We start from the raw sequence: 15,263 nt of genomic DNA, 5'->3' as shown, positions 1-15,263 counted from the left end.
ATAAATAAATTTTAGATTTTTTTATATATTATGTTGATTTTAAATATATATTTTTTCTCTTTGGAAATACTAACATTAAAAGAGGAGGTGAAAATATGGAGCTTTCTACTAGAGAAGTTATTAAATTAAAACTTGTTGATCTTCAAGAAAATGTTCGTGATTTTCAAAGCTATGCTGATAAAGTAGATGATAAAGATGTTAAAGATGAATTTAAGGCGTTGGCAAAAGAATGTGGATATCAAGCACAAAGACTTCAAGGATTACTAGGAGAGTTTGAAGATTAATTTTAAGAGTTTTCATTTGAAAACTCTTTTTTAAATCAAGTACTATGCTATTTTCAAGATAGATTTATTAATAAATTAATGTAATAAAATAGATAAAATGTAAAAGCTCTTTTCAAACTTTCAGGTGATATTTTATAACTTTAAAAAGGTTTATTTATACTGTTTTATAAAGTTTATATTGCATTTTCTTGAAATATAAGGTATTATTATATTAAAGATAGTTACTAATAATTCATTTCGAAGTAATATATAGTATTATTATAGTATAAAATGAGGTGAGAGGGATGGAAATTAATTGGATTTGGCTTCTATTAACAGCTTTTGTTATAGTAATTGACTTTCTTACAAGTGACTTTGTTTATTCCTGGCTTATTATAGGCTTTATACCAGCTTTTCTATTAGGCTTTTTCGTAGTATTTCCTGCACAAGTTTTTATTGCTGTAATGGCAGGTGGAATTTCAATTGTACTAGGACTAAAATACTCTAGAAAATATATTAAAAAGAATATAAAGCAAGAAAAGCTAATGATGGGAAAATATTTGGGGCAAGAATTTGTAGCAAATATAGATATTATAAAAGAAGAGCAAATGAAGGTGAACGGCGTATATTGGAGAGTAAAAAATATAAGCTCACCAATAATTAGTGGTGAAAGTTTTATTGTTGTTGATATAGAGAACAATAAACTTATTATTAAAAAGGGAGATGAATAGCAATGATTCTTTTTGGTTTTTTAACTGTACTGGTAATAGTATTATTACTTATAATATTATCGGTAAAAGTTGTAAACACAGGCTATGTTTACATTTTAGAAAGATTTGGCCAATTCTACAAGGTCTTAGAACCAGGATGGCATATAACAATTCCATTTGCTGACTTTGTAAGAGCGAAAATATCAATGAAACAACAAATTCTTGATATACCACCTCAAAACGTTATAACAAAAGATAACGTTAAAATATCAGTAGATAATGTAATATTCTATCAAGCATTAAATGCTAAGGATGCAGTTTATAACATTGAAAACTACACTTCAGGTATAATGTATTCAACAGTAACTAATATGAGAAATATAATAGGAGATATGACACTTGATGAGGTATTAGCAGGTAGAGATACTATAAACTTCAAGTTATTGACTATTGTAGATACTATTACAGATGCTTATGGAATAAAAATACTATCTGTAGAAATTAAGAATATAGTTCCACCAGCAGAAATTCAAGAAGCGATGGAAAAACAAATGAAAGCTGAAAGAAATAAGAGAGCAGCAATACTTAATGCAGAAGGAGATAGACAAAGTGCTATAGCTAGAGCAGAAGGTGATAAGCAATCTAAAATTCTTCAATCAGAAGCAGAAAAAGAGGCTAATATTAGAAGAGCAGAAGGTTTACGTGAGTCTCAATTATTAGAGGCAGAAGGTAAAGCAAGTGCAATTGAATTGATTGCTAAAGCTGAAGCTGAAGCTATAGAAAAAGTTAATAAGGCTATAATTGATTCAGGTACAGATGCAACTGTAATAGCTCTAAAACAAGTAGAAGCATTAAAAGAATTATCTAAAAACCCAGCTAATAAGTTAATATTACCTGTAGACACCTTATCTTCATTAGGTAGTATATCTGCTATAGCTGAAACAATAAAAATGACAAAAGATAAATAATAAAAAAATAAAAGCTAGCTCAAAATTGAGCTAGCTTTATTTTTTATTTTATAAAAGGAAAAAGTAGCTAAATGTAGAATAATGTTAAGTCGAGGTGATTTTATGAGAAGGAATAGAAGAGTACAATTCATATATTGTTTTATTGTATTAACTTTAATAATTGCTAATTTATTTACTTTAAATGTTAATGCAGAAACTAAAATAAAAAGATTAGCTGGTAAAGGAAGATATGAAACTGCTAAAGAAGTGTCATCAGATGGGTGGACAAGTAGTGAATATGCAGTTTTAGTTACAGGAGCGGATTATCCAGATGCACTTAGTGCTACTCCACTAGCTAAAAAGTATGAGGCTCCAATACTATTAACGGAAAAAAATAAGTTAAATGATAATACCTTAAGTGAAATAAAAAGGCTAGGTGTAAGAAAAATATTTATAGTAGGTGGTACTGGGGTAGTAGGTACTGAAGTTGAAAATGAAATTAAGAATTTAGACATTGAGATTGAAAGAATCTTTGGTAAAGGTAGGTATGAAACATCAGTTGCAGTTGCAAAAGAGGTAGGAGTAGAAAAGGGTATTTTTGTTGCCTATGGATTAAATTATGCAGATGCATTATCAGTAGGACCAATTGCAGCTAAACTTCAAATGCCGATATTATTAAATCCAACGCATAGTTTAGATCCATCATTAGAGGAATTAATGAGCTATAACTTTATTGCAAAGACATATGTAGTTGGAGGAACATCACTTATATCTGATAATGTACTTAATAAATTTCCTAATGCTGAAAGATTATATGGAAGTGATAGATATGAAACTAATAAAATATTATTAGATAAATTTAAAGATCAATTAGATTTTTCTAATTTATTTATTGCAACAGGAACAAATTTTCCAGATGCTTTATCAGGAGGTGCATTAGCATCTAAGAATGGTAATCCTATGGTGCTTATTTCAAATGCTCCAAATAATGCAACTTTAAGTATTAAAAAACATAATACACAAGCTAATTTAATTGTTTTAGGGGGAGAAGGTGTTGTTTCTACAGCGGCAGTACAGAAATTTAAATCAGGAGTTAAAATGTTTAACTTAAATGCAGGGCATGCACTATCTGGAGCAGATACAGGTGCTAGTGGCATAAATGGTTTAAAAGAAGAAGTTTTAACTAGGCAACTTGTTAAAGAATTGGATAGTGAGTTTAAATCAAAAGGTCAACAGACGAATTTAGTTGTTGTAGACCATGCTACCACTTTAGATGAAAGTCTTAATAAACAAATTATACTATGTAATAGCGTAAATGCTGACATGAATATTGTTATACATTTTAATAGTCATTTAGGTATTGGATATGGCACAGAGATATTTACATATCAGGGTAAGTATGTACCAGAAGCAGATAGAGTATTAAAAAACATGAGCAAATTAGGATTTAGAAATAGAGGCATTAAGAATGCAGAACTAGCCTTAATAAATGGAACAGATGCAGAAACTATTTATATTGAGGTATGCTTTATTGACAATGTAAAAGATGTTGCTATTATGAATGAATATGGACTAAATGCTATAGCTAAAGCTATTGTTTGTGGTGTACTAGATATTGAATTCAACGAAGGGAATCTAGTTAAATAAAAAATATTGTATATTATCAAAATTGGTTTGAGGGAGATTTGAGAAATGAATTTAGAGAGAGTAGGAAAAAAGAAATTGACTAAGCAAAAAGGCTTAAAACGATTTAGAAAATATTTGCTCAGAGGTTTTACTTTTGTCATTTTTATTTTATTAATGGGCTGTTTATATGAAAAAATAGGCGGATATAAGGATGAAAAAAACTATCTTCCAGTAGGAAAGATGGTTGAGGTAAATAATCATAAAATTAATGTTTTTAGCAAAGGTGAAGGAAGTTCTACTGTGGTTTTTACTGGAGGATTAAATGAGCCAAGCTCTTATGCAGATTTTTATCCCCTTTACAATGAAATTTCCAATTATACTAGAATTGTTACTTATGATAGACCAGGGCATGGCTGGAGTGAAGTAACAGATGGACCAAGAGATATAGATTCTATAGTAGAAGAAATGCACACTGCACTTATTGAATCAGGAGAAAAGTCTCCATATATATTAGTTGGACATTCATATGCATCGTTGCAAATTATAAGATTTGCACAACTTTATAAAGATGAAGTATCTGCATTAGTATTGATAGATGGTGGCAATCCTGAGCACTATGCCCAAAATGGCTTGGAAATTGCTAATAGTACAGTAGCTAAGTATAAGTCTCTAAAGTCTACCGGTATAGCAAGATTAGCACTTTGTCATACAGATTTCCTTTCAAAAAAACTTAAGTTATTACCTGATGATTTAAAGCAATTATATTTAGGAATGGCAGTAAAAACTATGTATAATAAAAATATTATAGATGAAGGCAATAGAGCAAAAGCTAATGCAAAGACTGTGCTGGAAAATGGTCATTTAGGTAGTTTACCGATCATAATACTAACTGCGCCTAGTGATTCTGAATGGGATAACAGTCAGATAGCCTTGAAGGAATGGTCAACAGATAGTAAACAAATATTTGTTAATGGAGCAGGTCATGCTATACATCAGTATAATCCAGATGTTATAAATAATGAAATAAAAAAACTAATAGAGAAGTATAAGTAGAAGATATTAATGCTGACAACTACAAATGTTTAAATTGGAACTAGAGTTAATACATAATTTTAATATCAGATAAATTTAAATTACATAGTTTCTGATAGTTTTGTAGCATATTTAAAGATAAAATAACAGACTATATATGTCTTTGGGTAGGTTATAAGTGCTAGCTTTTTAAGGTTATTACAATATTAAAAAGCTAGCACTTAATTTTTTGTTAGATAGTTTCCCTATTGCAATCATTTTATTAAAGTGATAAAATGATTGCAATAAGGAAACTATTTTATGTTAAAGAGGTAATTGTTTATGAATGAAAAATTATATAATTCTAGATTAGAAGAAGGCTTATCAACACTTCAATGTGAACTTGTTGCTGAGAGAAATAGAGTAAACCCAGAAAATATTTCTTGGTTTCAATACGATTTATTAGAGCTGTTATACAGAACAAAAGGAAGTTTACCTTCAGAATTAAGTATTAAATTAGGTGCTTCACGTTCTAAAATATCTAAGGCATTGAAGGGGCTTAAGGAAATAGACTATATTGAACAAAAGAAACAACCTAATGATGATGCCAGAGAATTTTGGACAGAATTAACAGATAGTGGATTTAAATTTTTAAAGAATACTAAGAGTGGACATGAATATCTAGCAGGAGTTGCTGAAGCTACTTTAACTAAAGATGAACAAGTATTGTTTGCTGAGATGTGTATCAAATTAAGCAAAGCATTTGAAGAAAAGAGGAAATACTATGACGGAAGAAATGATTGAAATACTTCATGCAGATGAAAATAACCTTAAGGATATATCAGTAAAGATTCCAAAGAAAAAGATTACTATAATCACAGGATTATCTGGTTCAGGAAAATCTTCGCTGATTTTTGACACATTAGCTGCTGAGTCCCAACGAATGTTAAATGATACTTACTCTTCCTATATTCAACAGCTATTACCCCATTATGGGAGACCAAATGTTGAAAAAATTAATAATCTTCCTGTATCGATTATTATAGATCAAAAAAAGATAGGTGGAAATGCACGTTCAACAGTTGGAACAGTTACCGACATTTATACACTATTGCGTCTACTTTTCTCTAGAATTGGGAAACCTTTTGTTGGTTATTCAATGAACTTTTCTTTCAATAACACAAATGGTATGTGTCCTCAGTGTCAAGGATTAGGGGTAGTTAAGGACATTAATATTAATAAACTAATTGACTTTGATAAAAGTTTAGATGAAGGAGCTATCCAATTTCCTACATTTCAACCAGGAGGATGGAGATTAACTCGATATACTGAATCCGGATATTTTGATATTCAAAAACCTATTAAAGATTACTCTAATTTAGAGCTCAATACTTTGCTTTATGAAAAAGAAAAAATACCAGATAATCCTACAGAAAAATGGCATAAAACAGCTAAGTATATTGGGATTATACCTCGAATTAGAAGTTCATTTTTAGAAAAAGAACAAAAACAATACAAAGAAGATATTGAAGAAATTATTAAAGAACAGATTTGTCCCCACTGCGAGGGAAAAAGATTGAATGACAGGATTTTATCTTGTAAGATTAAAGGAAAATCAATCGGTGATTGTGTGAATATGCCAATAAATGAATTGAAATCTTTTATTCAGACAATCCATGAAAAAGAAGTCCAAACAGTGGTTGATGATATTTTTCAACGTTTAAGTACATTAGAAGAAGTCGGATTAGATTATCTGACATTAAATCGCACTACTAATACATTATCTGGAGGAGAATCTCAACGTATTAAAATGTCAAAGCATTTAAACAGTAGCCTCAGTGATATTTTATATATATTTGATGAACCTAGCACTGGATTACATCCTCATGATATCATTGGTATAAATAAGATATTTAAGGGGCTTAAAGATAAGGGAAATACAGTAGTAATAGTGGAGCATGATCCTGATGTGATAAAGATAGCAGACCATATAATTGATATGGGACCAAAGCCAGGAATTCATGGTGGGGAAATTCTTTTTGAAGGAACCTATTTGGACCTATTAAACAGTCATACTATTACGGGTCTTGCTTTATCTGAAAAACATAAAATAAACATGATAAATAAAGAATTTACTGAGTTTTATGAACTTAATAATGCAAATATGTTTAATTTAAAGAATATATCAGTAAAAATACCTAAAAATGCTTTGACAGTTGTAACAGGAGTAGCTGGTTCAGGTAAAAGTACATTGATTACACGTCTTTTCATAAATAGTTATCCTAATAGCATCCTTTTAGATCAAAAAAGAGTGTATACATCTTCTCGCTCAATATTAGCTACGTACATTGGCTTTTTTGATAAAATTCGAACCCTATTTGGAAAAGCAAATAATCAATCACCTTCATTATTTAGTTATAATGGAAAAGGGGCATGTCCTTTATGTAAAGGTGTGGGAATAATTAAAACAGACCTTGCCTTTTTGGATGATGTAGAGCAAACTTGTGAGTTATGTGGCGGAAGACGATACAGTGAAGAAGCTTTGAATTATAAATATAAAGAATATACAATTAGTGATATTCTTGACCTTACAGTGGAAGAAGCTCTAGCTGTTTTTACAGACAAAGAAATTAAAAAAATATTACATACTATTCAAGAAGTAAATCTAAGCTATATCAAACTTGGGCAGTCACTGGACACATTATCAGGGGGAGAACTTCAGCGATTTAAAATTGCTGTAACACTTTTAAATGATAATGGTGAGATTTATATACTTGATGAACCAAGTACTGGTTTACATGAGGCAGATACTAAAAAGCTGATAGTACTATTAAACAAATTAATTGAACGAGGAAAAACAATTATTGCATTAGAACATAATTTGAGCATCATGTGTCATGCTGACTGGATTATTGATTTAGGACCTCTTGGAGGATTTAATGGTGGAGAACTTGTATATATGGGATATCCACAAAATATAATAAACTGTTCTTCATCCTTAACAGGAAAAAGGTTATTAGAGTATATATCAAAAGAATAGATATCAATTTTGATTGTTGTATGTTATTAAAAATTAAGTAGAAAGTAAGATTATAAATAAAGAATATAAGATTAATGAGTATGAAAAACTTAAAAGAATCAATGAGATTAATATTGAAAAAATAAATGATGAAATAAATATACTAGGAGAACTTGAAATAGCAGTAGTTAAATTAAAGTATTTAAGTTCATCAACTCCAATATGGAAGACTATAGTATATAGACCTAATGCAAGGGTATTAGCGTGTGGATAATCTAAAATAGGAGCTATTAATAAGATGATGTCGTTAAAGTGCTGTAAAATAGACACTTTTAAATCAACAAATCGTTAATCAGTTATGTTAATATAAAATTAATAGATAAAGGCGGCAACTACAGCGGGGATTATAAATATGATTACAGTTATTCATCAAGGAACGTTAGCATCTAAATTTGATATATAAAATAATTTATTAGACACCAAAAAGTGAATGGCGAGAAATATGTATTTATTGGTAGTTTAGTACTTACAATATACTCTCCATTAAAGATAAAGAAGATAGTATAAAACAGTATTGTTTAACTATTATTGACAATGATGACATTGGTAAAATAGCATTTACTACATTTTGTAAATAGGGCACTCATTTAGAGAGGTATCTTATTTATGCATAAAAGAAGGTGGCATTATGAAGCTAACACCAAAGCAGAAAACATTTGTATATGAATACTTAGTGGATTTAAATGCAATTAGAGCCTATAAAGTAAAATTACATACACAAGAATGATTAAAAACACTTTCGTAGTTAATACTAACTATGGAGGTGTCAGTATGTCTGAGTTAGAGGACTTATTAAAAGATATAGAGATATTAAGGGTACAATTAGAGCATTTAATAAATGAAAAACAGGATAACTTAGTTGATAAAGAAGTAGTAGCAGCAAGTAAAATATTAAATGCAGCATTAAATCAGTATAATAAGTTTATTGATGAAAAGTTAAAAAAGAAATGAGCTCTTAGAGAGGCTCTTTTTTAATATATAAAAGAAGTTGAGCTCATGGCTAAATCAAAATATGAAGCTTATGATAAAGGGATAGCAAAACTCATGGAAGAAGCAAAAAACTAATAAAGGAGGGCGATGCTGAAGCAAATTATGCTCACCATGCCCTCCACAGACTTAAAATCCTCCCTAGCACATTAATGAATATGGATAGGAAAGAAAGGGCTTATATTTACGCTAGTATAGACCTTTACATAGAAAGCGAAAAGAAATCTACAAGTAAAATGAGGAGGTAGTTATTGAATTATTAAGAAATATTTGTTAATATTTATATAAAGTTAGGGAAGGGACAATGATATGGGGCTTTTTACAAAAAGAAAAGAAGCAAAAGAAAATATGAAAAGATTTGATAAATCAATAGAGTATATACAAAAAGCTGAAGTAATGCATAATGGGGGATTGCCAATGGGGGAGGTTTTGTGTAATCTATATTTGTGCAAGGATGTATTTTTAATAAAAGCTTTCACCGGTGAAGAATTTAAAATGAATATTGATAATATTATGTATTCATATGCAGCTTATGAAAAAGAAACGATAATTGAGAAAGCTGCATTAGGCGGATTACTGTCTGGTAATGCTGGAGCTATAGTAGGGGGCATGCCAAAAAGTAAAGAAAAAGTTGAAAACACTCATCGTTACTTAATAATTGGATATAAGAATAAAAACAGTAATGATTCTATGTTAATTTTTAAAGATTGTACGAAGCTTTCAAGTATTAAAGGCATAAATAATTTTGTAAATACAATAAAAGAAATAAAAAATTCTCATGGAAATAATATTATAGAATTATAAATAAAAGCACTTGCTGAATTAAAATGTACCCTATAGAGCAGACAATAAAAAAAGTCTACTTTATAGGGTATTTTAAATTAATTATACTAGGAGTTAAAATAATGAGTAATAGATTATTTTCAAAAGAAGAAATAGATATACTATCTAAAAATAAATATGTAGAAAACGTAAGTGAAAAAGGAATAACATATAATAATGAATTAAAAAAATATTTATAGATGAGAATGAAAAAGGAAAACTTCTAAGGCAGATATTTGAAGAATGTGGCTTAAAAGTAGATGTTTTAGGCATGAAAAGAATTAAATCATCTGCAAGTAGATGGCGTAGCACTTATAAATCCAATGGAATTTAAACAAGATGCCCCCTGTTCAATATAGAGATCATCTTATTAGTTAAAGTAGTTCTTTTTTTAAAATGTCTTTGATAAAGGGTACACTTTACTTAGAAGGGCTCTTTTTTATATACAAAAGAAGGTGAGCTCATGGCTAAATCAAAATATAAAACCATATATGCTTCAATAGATGTGCATGTGGAAAATGGAAGGAAAACCATGAATAAAGTTAAAAGTAATAATATTGAATAATATCTAATAACTTGCTATTATTAATATGGCTTGATAAGGAGGAGAATTTATGAAAAAAATATTAGGATTAGTACTGACATTAATTTTATGTATGGGAGTCGTTGGATGGACTGCAATGAAAAATAATAGCAAAGAGGATAAAAAAGAACAAATTGAAGTATCTAATAAAGAAGAAACCGAGGTATCTAATGATGAAGTGTCAGTAGTTGGAGAGTTTCTAAAAACTGATGAAAAACATTCATGGTTTAGATTTACTATTAAAAATAATACACAACAGACATTTAAAGGGAAGCTATTTACAGTTTATAAGAATAATGGAGATGACAAAGAACAAGACAGAATAACTATAGATATAGACTTGGAACCAGGAACGCATACTATTCAAAACGTGAAAACAAGAAGGCTTGAACAACCTGCTTGGGGCCATAAATCAGTAGGAGATTTTTCAGAATCTACAGCATACAAGAGTTCATACTATAATGAAGAAATATTTAAAGTTGAAGGTTATTTAACTACACTATTTGTATTGGTAGAAAATATAAATGAAAATGAATTAAATGATATTATAAAAGAATATAAAGAAAAGTATGAAGGAAATTTAAGCACTATACATTTTTTTGATAAAAGTCAAAATGTAAAAATAGGAGAAGACCCTTTCAAGAATGATATAGATGGAAAGGCAAAATATACAATAGGTGATGATAAATTAGTCATTAGGTGATAAAAAGCACTCTTTAATAGGAGTGCTTTTATTATGTTAAAGTGAGGTGAGCATATGACAACAGTATCGACAGCTTTTAGGGAGTTTGAGCAGATAACAAGTTACACGGGCTTTGAATTTAACTATAAGTGCTATGGATGATATGAACAATAGTATGAATAGTGTTATATTAATTACTAATGAGAACGGAGATAACAAAGCTTTTGATGTTATAAATAATTTCGTTTATAAAATTATTTATTGAATTGTAACATATTGATGCTATAAGCGAAAAGGATTATTAGGAGTTGCACCTAGTAATCCACGTTTTATTTGACTATACTATGGCCACGGTTTACATTTTAAATGCTTTTTTATTATTATTTTAATTACTTTGAATGCTTGAAAATGCGTAAATTAATTTTATTTTTAGATCATAACAGTTCAGGTAAAATAATTGAGATTACTACTAATGATAGTACTGAAAATATTAAGTTTGAAAAAGTCACTGAATAGCCTTAATTTAAGATTTTATAAGAAAAGTTAAAAGTCAGTAATCTATACTTAATAATCTATCTTTATAAAATTATTATAATTTTAAATTAAATGAGCCCTATAATATTATAGACTTTATACGATAATTTAAATATAAAGATGAATGGAGGAGATATTATGGATATAGGTGCAATGAGTATTGCTTTAAATCAAGGAAAAGTTCAAAATGCAGTGAGTTTAGCATTGATGAAAAAAGTAATGACAACTTCTAATGTAAATATGGATGGAATGATTAAAATGATAGAAGCTGTTGACCCTAATTTAGGCAATAGTTTAGATGTAAAAGCATAGAAAACCAAGACAACAGTCATGGTTTTCTATGAACAGTTATATAAGTGTAATAGATAGATTATATTTTAAAAAGAAAAGTTATTTAAACTTTTCTTTTTTGCATATGAATCTAATTTTTATTTAAATCGCACTTAGCTAATATTCCATGGGATGATTTTGCATTTATGATAGCATTGATTACTGCTTTCTCCATGACCTCTGTAGCAAGCATTCCTACTACGTTCATATCAGCTTCCACTACATTAGTAGCCATAGTAAATATTGTATCTCCATCAAACATAGTATGAGCAGGTCTAATAGTCTTTCCAAAACCGTTATGTGACATAGAAGCAATTTTATTTGCCTCTGATTTTGTTAAAATTGCATTAGTACCAATTAAGCCTATAGTGGTATTTCCATTAAATCTATTTACCTTACTTTGATATTGATTTATCATTACATCTACAGTATTCATAAATCCATTTTTGCTAGAGTTTAAGGCACCAGCTATAATTTCACCAGAATTAGGATTAATTATGTCTCCAAGCGCATTAACAGCTACGATAGCACCAACTTTTAAATCACCAACTTGAATAGCATAAGATCCAAGACCACCTTTCATAGAAAACTCTGGTCCTAATACCTTTCCTATAGTTGCACCAGTTCCAGCGCCGATGTTTCCTTGTAAGTCATCATTATTGGCTTCGGAATGTAGGCAAGCTTCATACCCCATAGTTTTGTCAGGTCTAATTTTACTACTGCCAATGACTAAATCAAATAATACAGCACTACAGACAATAGGAACTTTTGCTACTCCTACGTCAAAACCAAGAGATTTTTCTTCTAAATATTCCATTACACCAGAAGAAGCGTCTAAACCAAAGGCACTGCCTCCAGCTAAAACCACTGCATTAATTTTTTCAATCATTTCTGTTGGGTTTAATAAATCAGTTTCTCTAGTTCCAGGAGCACCACCTCTAACAGCGACCCCTCCAGTAGCCCCTTCTTCACATATTACTACGGTGCATCCAGTAGAAGCTTCAAAGTTTTGAGCATGACCAATTTTAAGGTTATCTATATCTACAAATTTTATTTCTTTCATACATATTCCGCCTTTTATAAATATTAAAAACTCCTAGCAAAGTAAGAAACTTGGCTAGGAGTAATGTACTTATTTTTTTAATTTTCTTACTGATAATACAATAGGTGTTACTATTACTGCTGAAAGTATTGCTTCAGGAATACCATTAGCCATGGCAGTTGTTGCACAAAATATTCCTGCTGCTTTTGTACTTCCTAAATTTAATGCTTCAGATAATTTCTCAGCATAAAATAAGTAAGCAAAACCAAGTACTCCACAAGTATTAATAAGTGAACCACAAATTGCAGTTACTGAAAGTCTTAAAGAAGCTTTCTTTACATTGAATAGGTGATAGATGTAATAGCTACCGACACCTATTAAAATTCTAGGTAATACTGCAATAATTGGATTATAGAATAAAAAAGATGTTATTGTTGGATTTGAAAAAGCATCAACCATACTAAAAATACCAAAAATTAAGCCAATTAATGCTCCAACGATTGGACCTTCAATAATGGCACCAATAATTACAGGTAAGTGCATAATTGTAGCTTTCATTGTAGGTAACGGTATAAAACCTAATTTAGAAACTCCTAAAAAAATAGAAATTCCTGATAGCATACCAACAATAGCTAATTGTCTCACCGTTAATTTTGTTTTTTTTCTTGTTGTTGGATTTAAATTTGTTTCCATGTTAAATTCCTCCCATTCTTATTCCGTAAAAGGATATAATTCGGGTCTAATTAAAAAAATTATTAGACTAGTTCAGTTTCCGAAGAATACCGACAATAGTATTTTATCACTTGATAAAAAAAAATCAATATATAATATTAAATTTCTCCATTCCATTTTTTTAATGCTTCACGAACAGAGCGGGTCATTTCAAGAGAAAAATCTCCATTAGTTTTACGAGCATAGAGTATTTGTCCTGTATTTTCCCCATTGTAAGGATTATTTGGCATAAAGTTTTTATCCCATTCTTTATAACACTCTTTAATATCATCATCACTCAAATTAGTATATTTTTCACTATATACCGTATATTTTTTATCAAATCTTTTATGATATATTTTTTTCGTATCTTGAGGATAGTATCCTAATGTTAACATACATATTGGGAAAGTATAGTTTGGGAGATTTAATAGTTCTTTATGAAACTCATAATTTTCCATAATATCACCAATATAGCAAGAGCCAATCCCTAAAGATTCTGCAGAGATAACAGCATTTTGAGCAGCAATAATTGCATCATTAATTGCTAAAAATAGATCTCCTTCAGAAGGAAGTCTATATTTTTTATTATTTTTAATACAATAATCTTTAACTTTACTAACATCAAAATATCTGTAAGTTCTGTGAAAGTCAGCTAAAAAAATAAGAATTAATGGAGCTTTAGCAATAAATGGTTGATTATCACAACTTATACTAAGCTTCTTCTTAGTATCTTCATTTTCAATAGTTAAAATAGAATATAGCATCATATTTCCAGCAGTTGGCGCTCTCATAGAAGAGTTTAATATAATATCTAAGTGATCCTTTGATATTTTTTTATCTTCGTATTTTCTTAATGATACACGTTCATTGATGGTCTTAATAACTTTATTCATAATGCAGTCCTCCTTAATTTTATTATGTATTATTCTATATATTTATATATATTCCTTTAAGGATTCTTGGAGAATAAATGGCTAGTATTATATTAATTTTATTTGATTAGGCACTTTATTTTTTTAACTTCAACTATTTTTTCTTATGTTATATTTTTAATCTATATTTTTATATGGTATAATATTTATTGAAATTAAAATTTCAATAAATTGTTAATATTGGTTTTATACTGAAAAAGAGGTAATAATGAAAAAATTAAGTATTGATATGGAATTATTATTAGAATTAAGTTCTTTTGATACAAGAGGAACAGGGCAAAGTTTTATAAATACGGAAAATGGTGATATAAGTTATATTCCTAAAGATATTATGGAGTCTATTGAGGAGGATACAGAATTATATCAATTAGAAGAGTGGCAGATAACTTTATTAGAAGAAGCAAGAGAAATAAATAACAATGAAGATAAGTACATATATATACCGTTAATTGAAGGTGAGTTTGCTAACGAAGTGATGATAGATTTTGCTTCAAGTATCAATGATGAGATGCTTAAAATTAAACTATTATCTTTAATTGGAGAAAGTGAACATAAGTTTAATATAGAATTAATCAATCATGATATTATTGAAGAATATTATGATTATAAAGATATGAGATTTACTGAGTATTTAATAAATTGGCTAAATGAGAATGGTATAATGTTATGCAATTGAGAATTGAAAATGGAGAATTGACAATTATGGTGGAAATTAGTTTTAATCAATAATTTCTTTAATGAACTTTTTCACTAGCAATGTAATTGCTAGTTTCTTTCTAAATTTCTCAGCTTCTGCTGAGAAATTTTCATAATTGTGAATCTTGAATTGTGAATTGAAGTAATTTGCCCATTGTAAATAGTCAATTCTAAATAATATAAATCTATGAATCTGTTAAGTAGTTATGAAAAAATAGCTTAATTTTTCATAGAATTACTCGCTCTTTTAAAATTGTATAAGTTTGTTTATTTTACTGCATAACAAATAAGCCTGCTATAAGGAA

General features: G+C 29.0%; 15 protein-coding genes and 3 pseudogenes. 15 read left to right on the top strand and 3 right to left on the bottom strand.

What is annotated here, in order from left to right:
- The first annotated feature begins 95 nt into the window (after window positions 1–95).
- The 14 genes and pseudogenes from B2W91_RS11280 to B2W91_RS11220 all read left to right on the top strand — a co-directional run bounded on the left by B2W91_RS11280 (window position 96) and on the right by B2W91_RS11220 (window position 11,556).
- Window positions 96–284 carry a hypothetical protein gene (locus tag B2W91_RS11280; protein ID WP_291580894.1) on the top strand — a complete coding sequence of 63 codons (189 nt, stop codon included), beginning with the start codon at window positions 96–98 and terminating at the stop codon, window positions 282–284.
- 284 nt (window positions 285–568) lie between these two features.
- A complete protein-coding gene (locus B2W91_RS11275; RefSeq protein ID WP_291580893.1) occupies window positions 569–994 on the top strand; it encodes an NfeD family protein in 426 nt (141 codons plus the stop codon).
- A 2-nt stretch (window positions 995–996) separates the two neighbouring features.
- Complete coding sequence (locus B2W91_RS11270) at window positions 997–1,941, top strand: SPFH domain-containing protein (protein WP_291580892.1); 945 nt, start codon at window positions 997–999, stop codon at window positions 1,939–1,941.
- 81 nt (window positions 1,942–2,022) lie between these two features.
- Window positions 2,023–2,976 (top strand): annotated as a pseudogene (locus B2W91_RS20925) (cell wall-binding repeat-containing protein); the annotation flags it as partial.
- A gap of 42 nt (window positions 2,977–3,018) precedes the next feature.
- Window positions 3,019–3,546 (top strand): annotated as a pseudogene (locus B2W91_RS20920) (N-acetylmuramoyl-L-alanine amidase); the annotation flags it as partial.
- 66 nt (window positions 3,547–3,612) lie between these two features.
- Window positions 3,613–4,599, top strand: a complete 987-nt coding sequence (locus B2W91_RS11260; RefSeq protein ID WP_291580890.1) for an alpha/beta hydrolase — start codon at window positions 3,613–3,615, stop codon at window positions 4,597–4,599.
- Window positions 4,600–4,899: 300 nt separating this feature from the next.
- Window positions 4,900–5,361, top strand: a complete 462-nt coding sequence (locus B2W91_RS11255; RefSeq protein ID WP_291580888.1) for a MarR family winged helix-turn-helix transcriptional regulator — start codon at window positions 4,900–4,902, stop codon at window positions 5,359–5,361.
- Window positions 5,342–7,597, top strand: a complete 2,256-nt coding sequence (locus B2W91_RS11250) for an excinuclease ABC subunit UvrA (protein ID WP_291580886.1) — start codon at window positions 5,342–5,344, stop codon at window positions 7,595–7,597. Before B2W91_RS11255 ends, B2W91_RS11250 begins: the two co-directional genes overlap by 20 nt.
- A 667-nt stretch (window positions 7,598–8,264) precedes the next feature.
- On the top strand, window positions 8,265–8,363 hold the full coding sequence (locus tag B2W91_RS11245) for a terminase small subunit (RefSeq protein ID WP_291580885.1): 99 nt from the start codon (window positions 8,265–8,267) through the stop codon (window positions 8,361–8,363).
- A gap of 44 nt (window positions 8,364–8,407) precedes the next feature.
- Complete coding sequence (locus B2W91_RS11240; RefSeq protein ID WP_291580883.1) at window positions 8,408–8,587, top strand: aspartyl-phosphate phosphatase Spo0E family protein; 180 nt, start codon at window positions 8,408–8,410, stop codon at window positions 8,585–8,587.
- A 345-nt stretch (window positions 8,588–8,932) separates the two neighbouring features.
- Entirely contained in the window at window positions 8,933–9,427 is a 495-nt protein-coding gene (locus B2W91_RS11235) for a hypothetical protein (protein WP_291580881.1), read from the top strand.
- 101 nt (window positions 9,428–9,528) lie between these two features.
- A pseudogene (locus B2W91_RS11230) lies at window positions 9,529–9,776 on the top strand (HTH domain-containing protein); the annotation flags it as partial.
- A gap of 283 nt (window positions 9,777–10,059) precedes the next feature.
- Window positions 10,060–10,731 (top strand): hypothetical protein, encoded by a 672-nt coding sequence (locus tag B2W91_RS11225; protein WP_291580880.1) that lies wholly within the window; start codon window positions 10,060–10,062, stop codon window positions 10,729–10,731.
- A 651-nt stretch (window positions 10,732–11,382) separates the two neighbouring features.
- A complete protein-coding gene (locus tag B2W91_RS11220; protein ID WP_069187809.1) occupies window positions 11,383–11,556 on the top strand; it encodes a YjfB family protein in 174 nt (57 codons plus the stop codon).
- Window positions 11,557–11,665: 109 nt separating this feature from the next.
- Here the strand turns inward: B2W91_RS11220 and B2W91_RS11215 are convergent, their stop codons facing one another.
- The 3 genes from B2W91_RS11215 to B2W91_RS11205 all read right to left on the bottom strand — a co-directional run bounded on the left by B2W91_RS11215 (window position 11,666) and on the right by B2W91_RS11205 (window position 14,223).
- Window positions 11,666–12,637 carry a P1 family peptidase gene (locus B2W91_RS11215; RefSeq protein ID WP_291580878.1) on the bottom strand — a complete coding sequence of 324 codons (972 nt, stop codon included), beginning with the start codon at window positions 12,635–12,637 and terminating at the stop codon, window positions 11,666–11,668.
- Window positions 12,638–12,706: 69 nt separating this feature from the next.
- The gene (locus tag B2W91_RS11210) at window positions 12,707–13,309 is read right to left on the bottom strand and encodes an ECF transporter S component (protein WP_291580876.1); all 603 of its coding nucleotides are present in this window, start codon (window positions 13,307–13,309) and stop codon (window positions 12,707–12,709) included.
- A gap of 137 nt (window positions 13,310–13,446) precedes the next feature.
- Window positions 13,447–14,223 (bottom strand): nitroreductase family protein, encoded by a 777-nt coding sequence (locus B2W91_RS11205; protein ID WP_291580875.1) that lies wholly within the window; start codon window positions 14,221–14,223, stop codon window positions 13,447–13,449.
- A gap of 247 nt (window positions 14,224–14,470) precedes the next feature.
- On the opposite strand from B2W91_RS11205, the gene B2W91_RS11200 reads away from it, so the two are divergent.
- The gene (locus B2W91_RS11200; RefSeq protein WP_291580872.1) at window positions 14,471–14,938 is read left to right on the top strand and encodes a UPF0158 family protein; all 468 of its coding nucleotides are present in this window, start codon (window positions 14,471–14,473) and stop codon (window positions 14,936–14,938) included.
- The last annotated feature ends 325 nt before the right edge of the window (window positions 14,939–15,263 follow it).

It is taken from the genome of Clostridium sp. UBA6640, from assembly GCF_002455975.1.
Lineage (GTDB): Bacteria > Bacillota > Clostridia > Clostridiales > Clostridiaceae > Clostridium_J.
The sequence above is the reverse complement of the archived record's forward strand: the minus strand, read 5'-3'. Positions and strand labels throughout refer to the sequence as shown.

Bases quoted from the DNA above. Each gene is read 5' to 3' on its own strand.
- B2W91_RS11280 (WP_291580894.1), top strand. From the start codon at position 96: ATGGAGCTTTCTACTAGAGAAGTTATTAAATTAAAACTTGTTGATCTT.
- B2W91_RS11275 (WP_291580893.1), top strand. From the start codon at position 569: ATGGAAATTAATTGGATTTGGCTTCTATTAACAGCTTTTGTTATAGTA.
- B2W91_RS11270 (WP_291580892.1), top strand. From the start codon at position 997: ATGATTCTTTTTGGTTTTTTAACTGTACTGGTAATAGTATTATTACTT.
- B2W91_RS11260 (WP_291580890.1), top strand. From the start codon at position 3,613: ATGAATTTAGAGAGAGTAGGAAAAAAGAAATTGACTAAGCAAAAAGGC.
- B2W91_RS11255 (WP_291580888.1), top strand. From the start codon at position 4,900: ATGAATGAAAAATTATATAATTCTAGATTAGAAGAAGGCTTATCAACA.
- B2W91_RS11250 (WP_291580886.1), top strand. From the start codon at position 5,342: ATGACGGAAGAAATGATTGAAATACTTCATGCAGATGAAAATAACCTT.
- B2W91_RS11245 (WP_291580885.1), top strand. From the start codon at position 8,265: ATGAAGCTAACACCAAAGCAGAAAACATTTGTATATGAATACTTAGTG.
- B2W91_RS11240 (WP_291580883.1), top strand. From the start codon at position 8,408: ATGTCTGAGTTAGAGGACTTATTAAAAGATATAGAGATATTAAGGGTA.
- B2W91_RS11235 (WP_291580881.1), top strand. From the start codon at position 8,933: ATGGGGCTTTTTACAAAAAGAAAAGAAGCAAAAGAAAATATGAAAAGA.
- B2W91_RS11225 (WP_291580880.1), top strand. From the start codon at position 10,060: ATGAAAAAAATATTAGGATTAGTACTGACATTAATTTTATGTATGGGA.
- B2W91_RS11220 (WP_069187809.1), top strand. From the start codon at position 11,383: ATGGATATAGGTGCAATGAGTATTGCTTTAAATCAAGGAAAAGTTCAA.
- B2W91_RS11215 (WP_291580878.1), bottom strand. From the start codon at position 12,637: ATGAAAGAAATAAAATTTGTAGATATAGATAACCTTAAAATTGGTCAT.
- B2W91_RS11210 (WP_291580876.1), bottom strand. From the start codon at position 13,309: ATGGAAACAAATTTAAATCCAACAACAAGAAAAAAAACAAAATTAACG.
- B2W91_RS11205 (WP_291580875.1), bottom strand. From the start codon at position 14,223: ATGAATAAAGTTATTAAGACCATCAATGAACGTGTATCATTAAGAAAA.
- B2W91_RS11200 (WP_291580872.1), top strand. From the start codon at position 14,471: ATGAAAAAATTAAGTATTGATATGGAATTATTATTAGAATTAAGTTCT.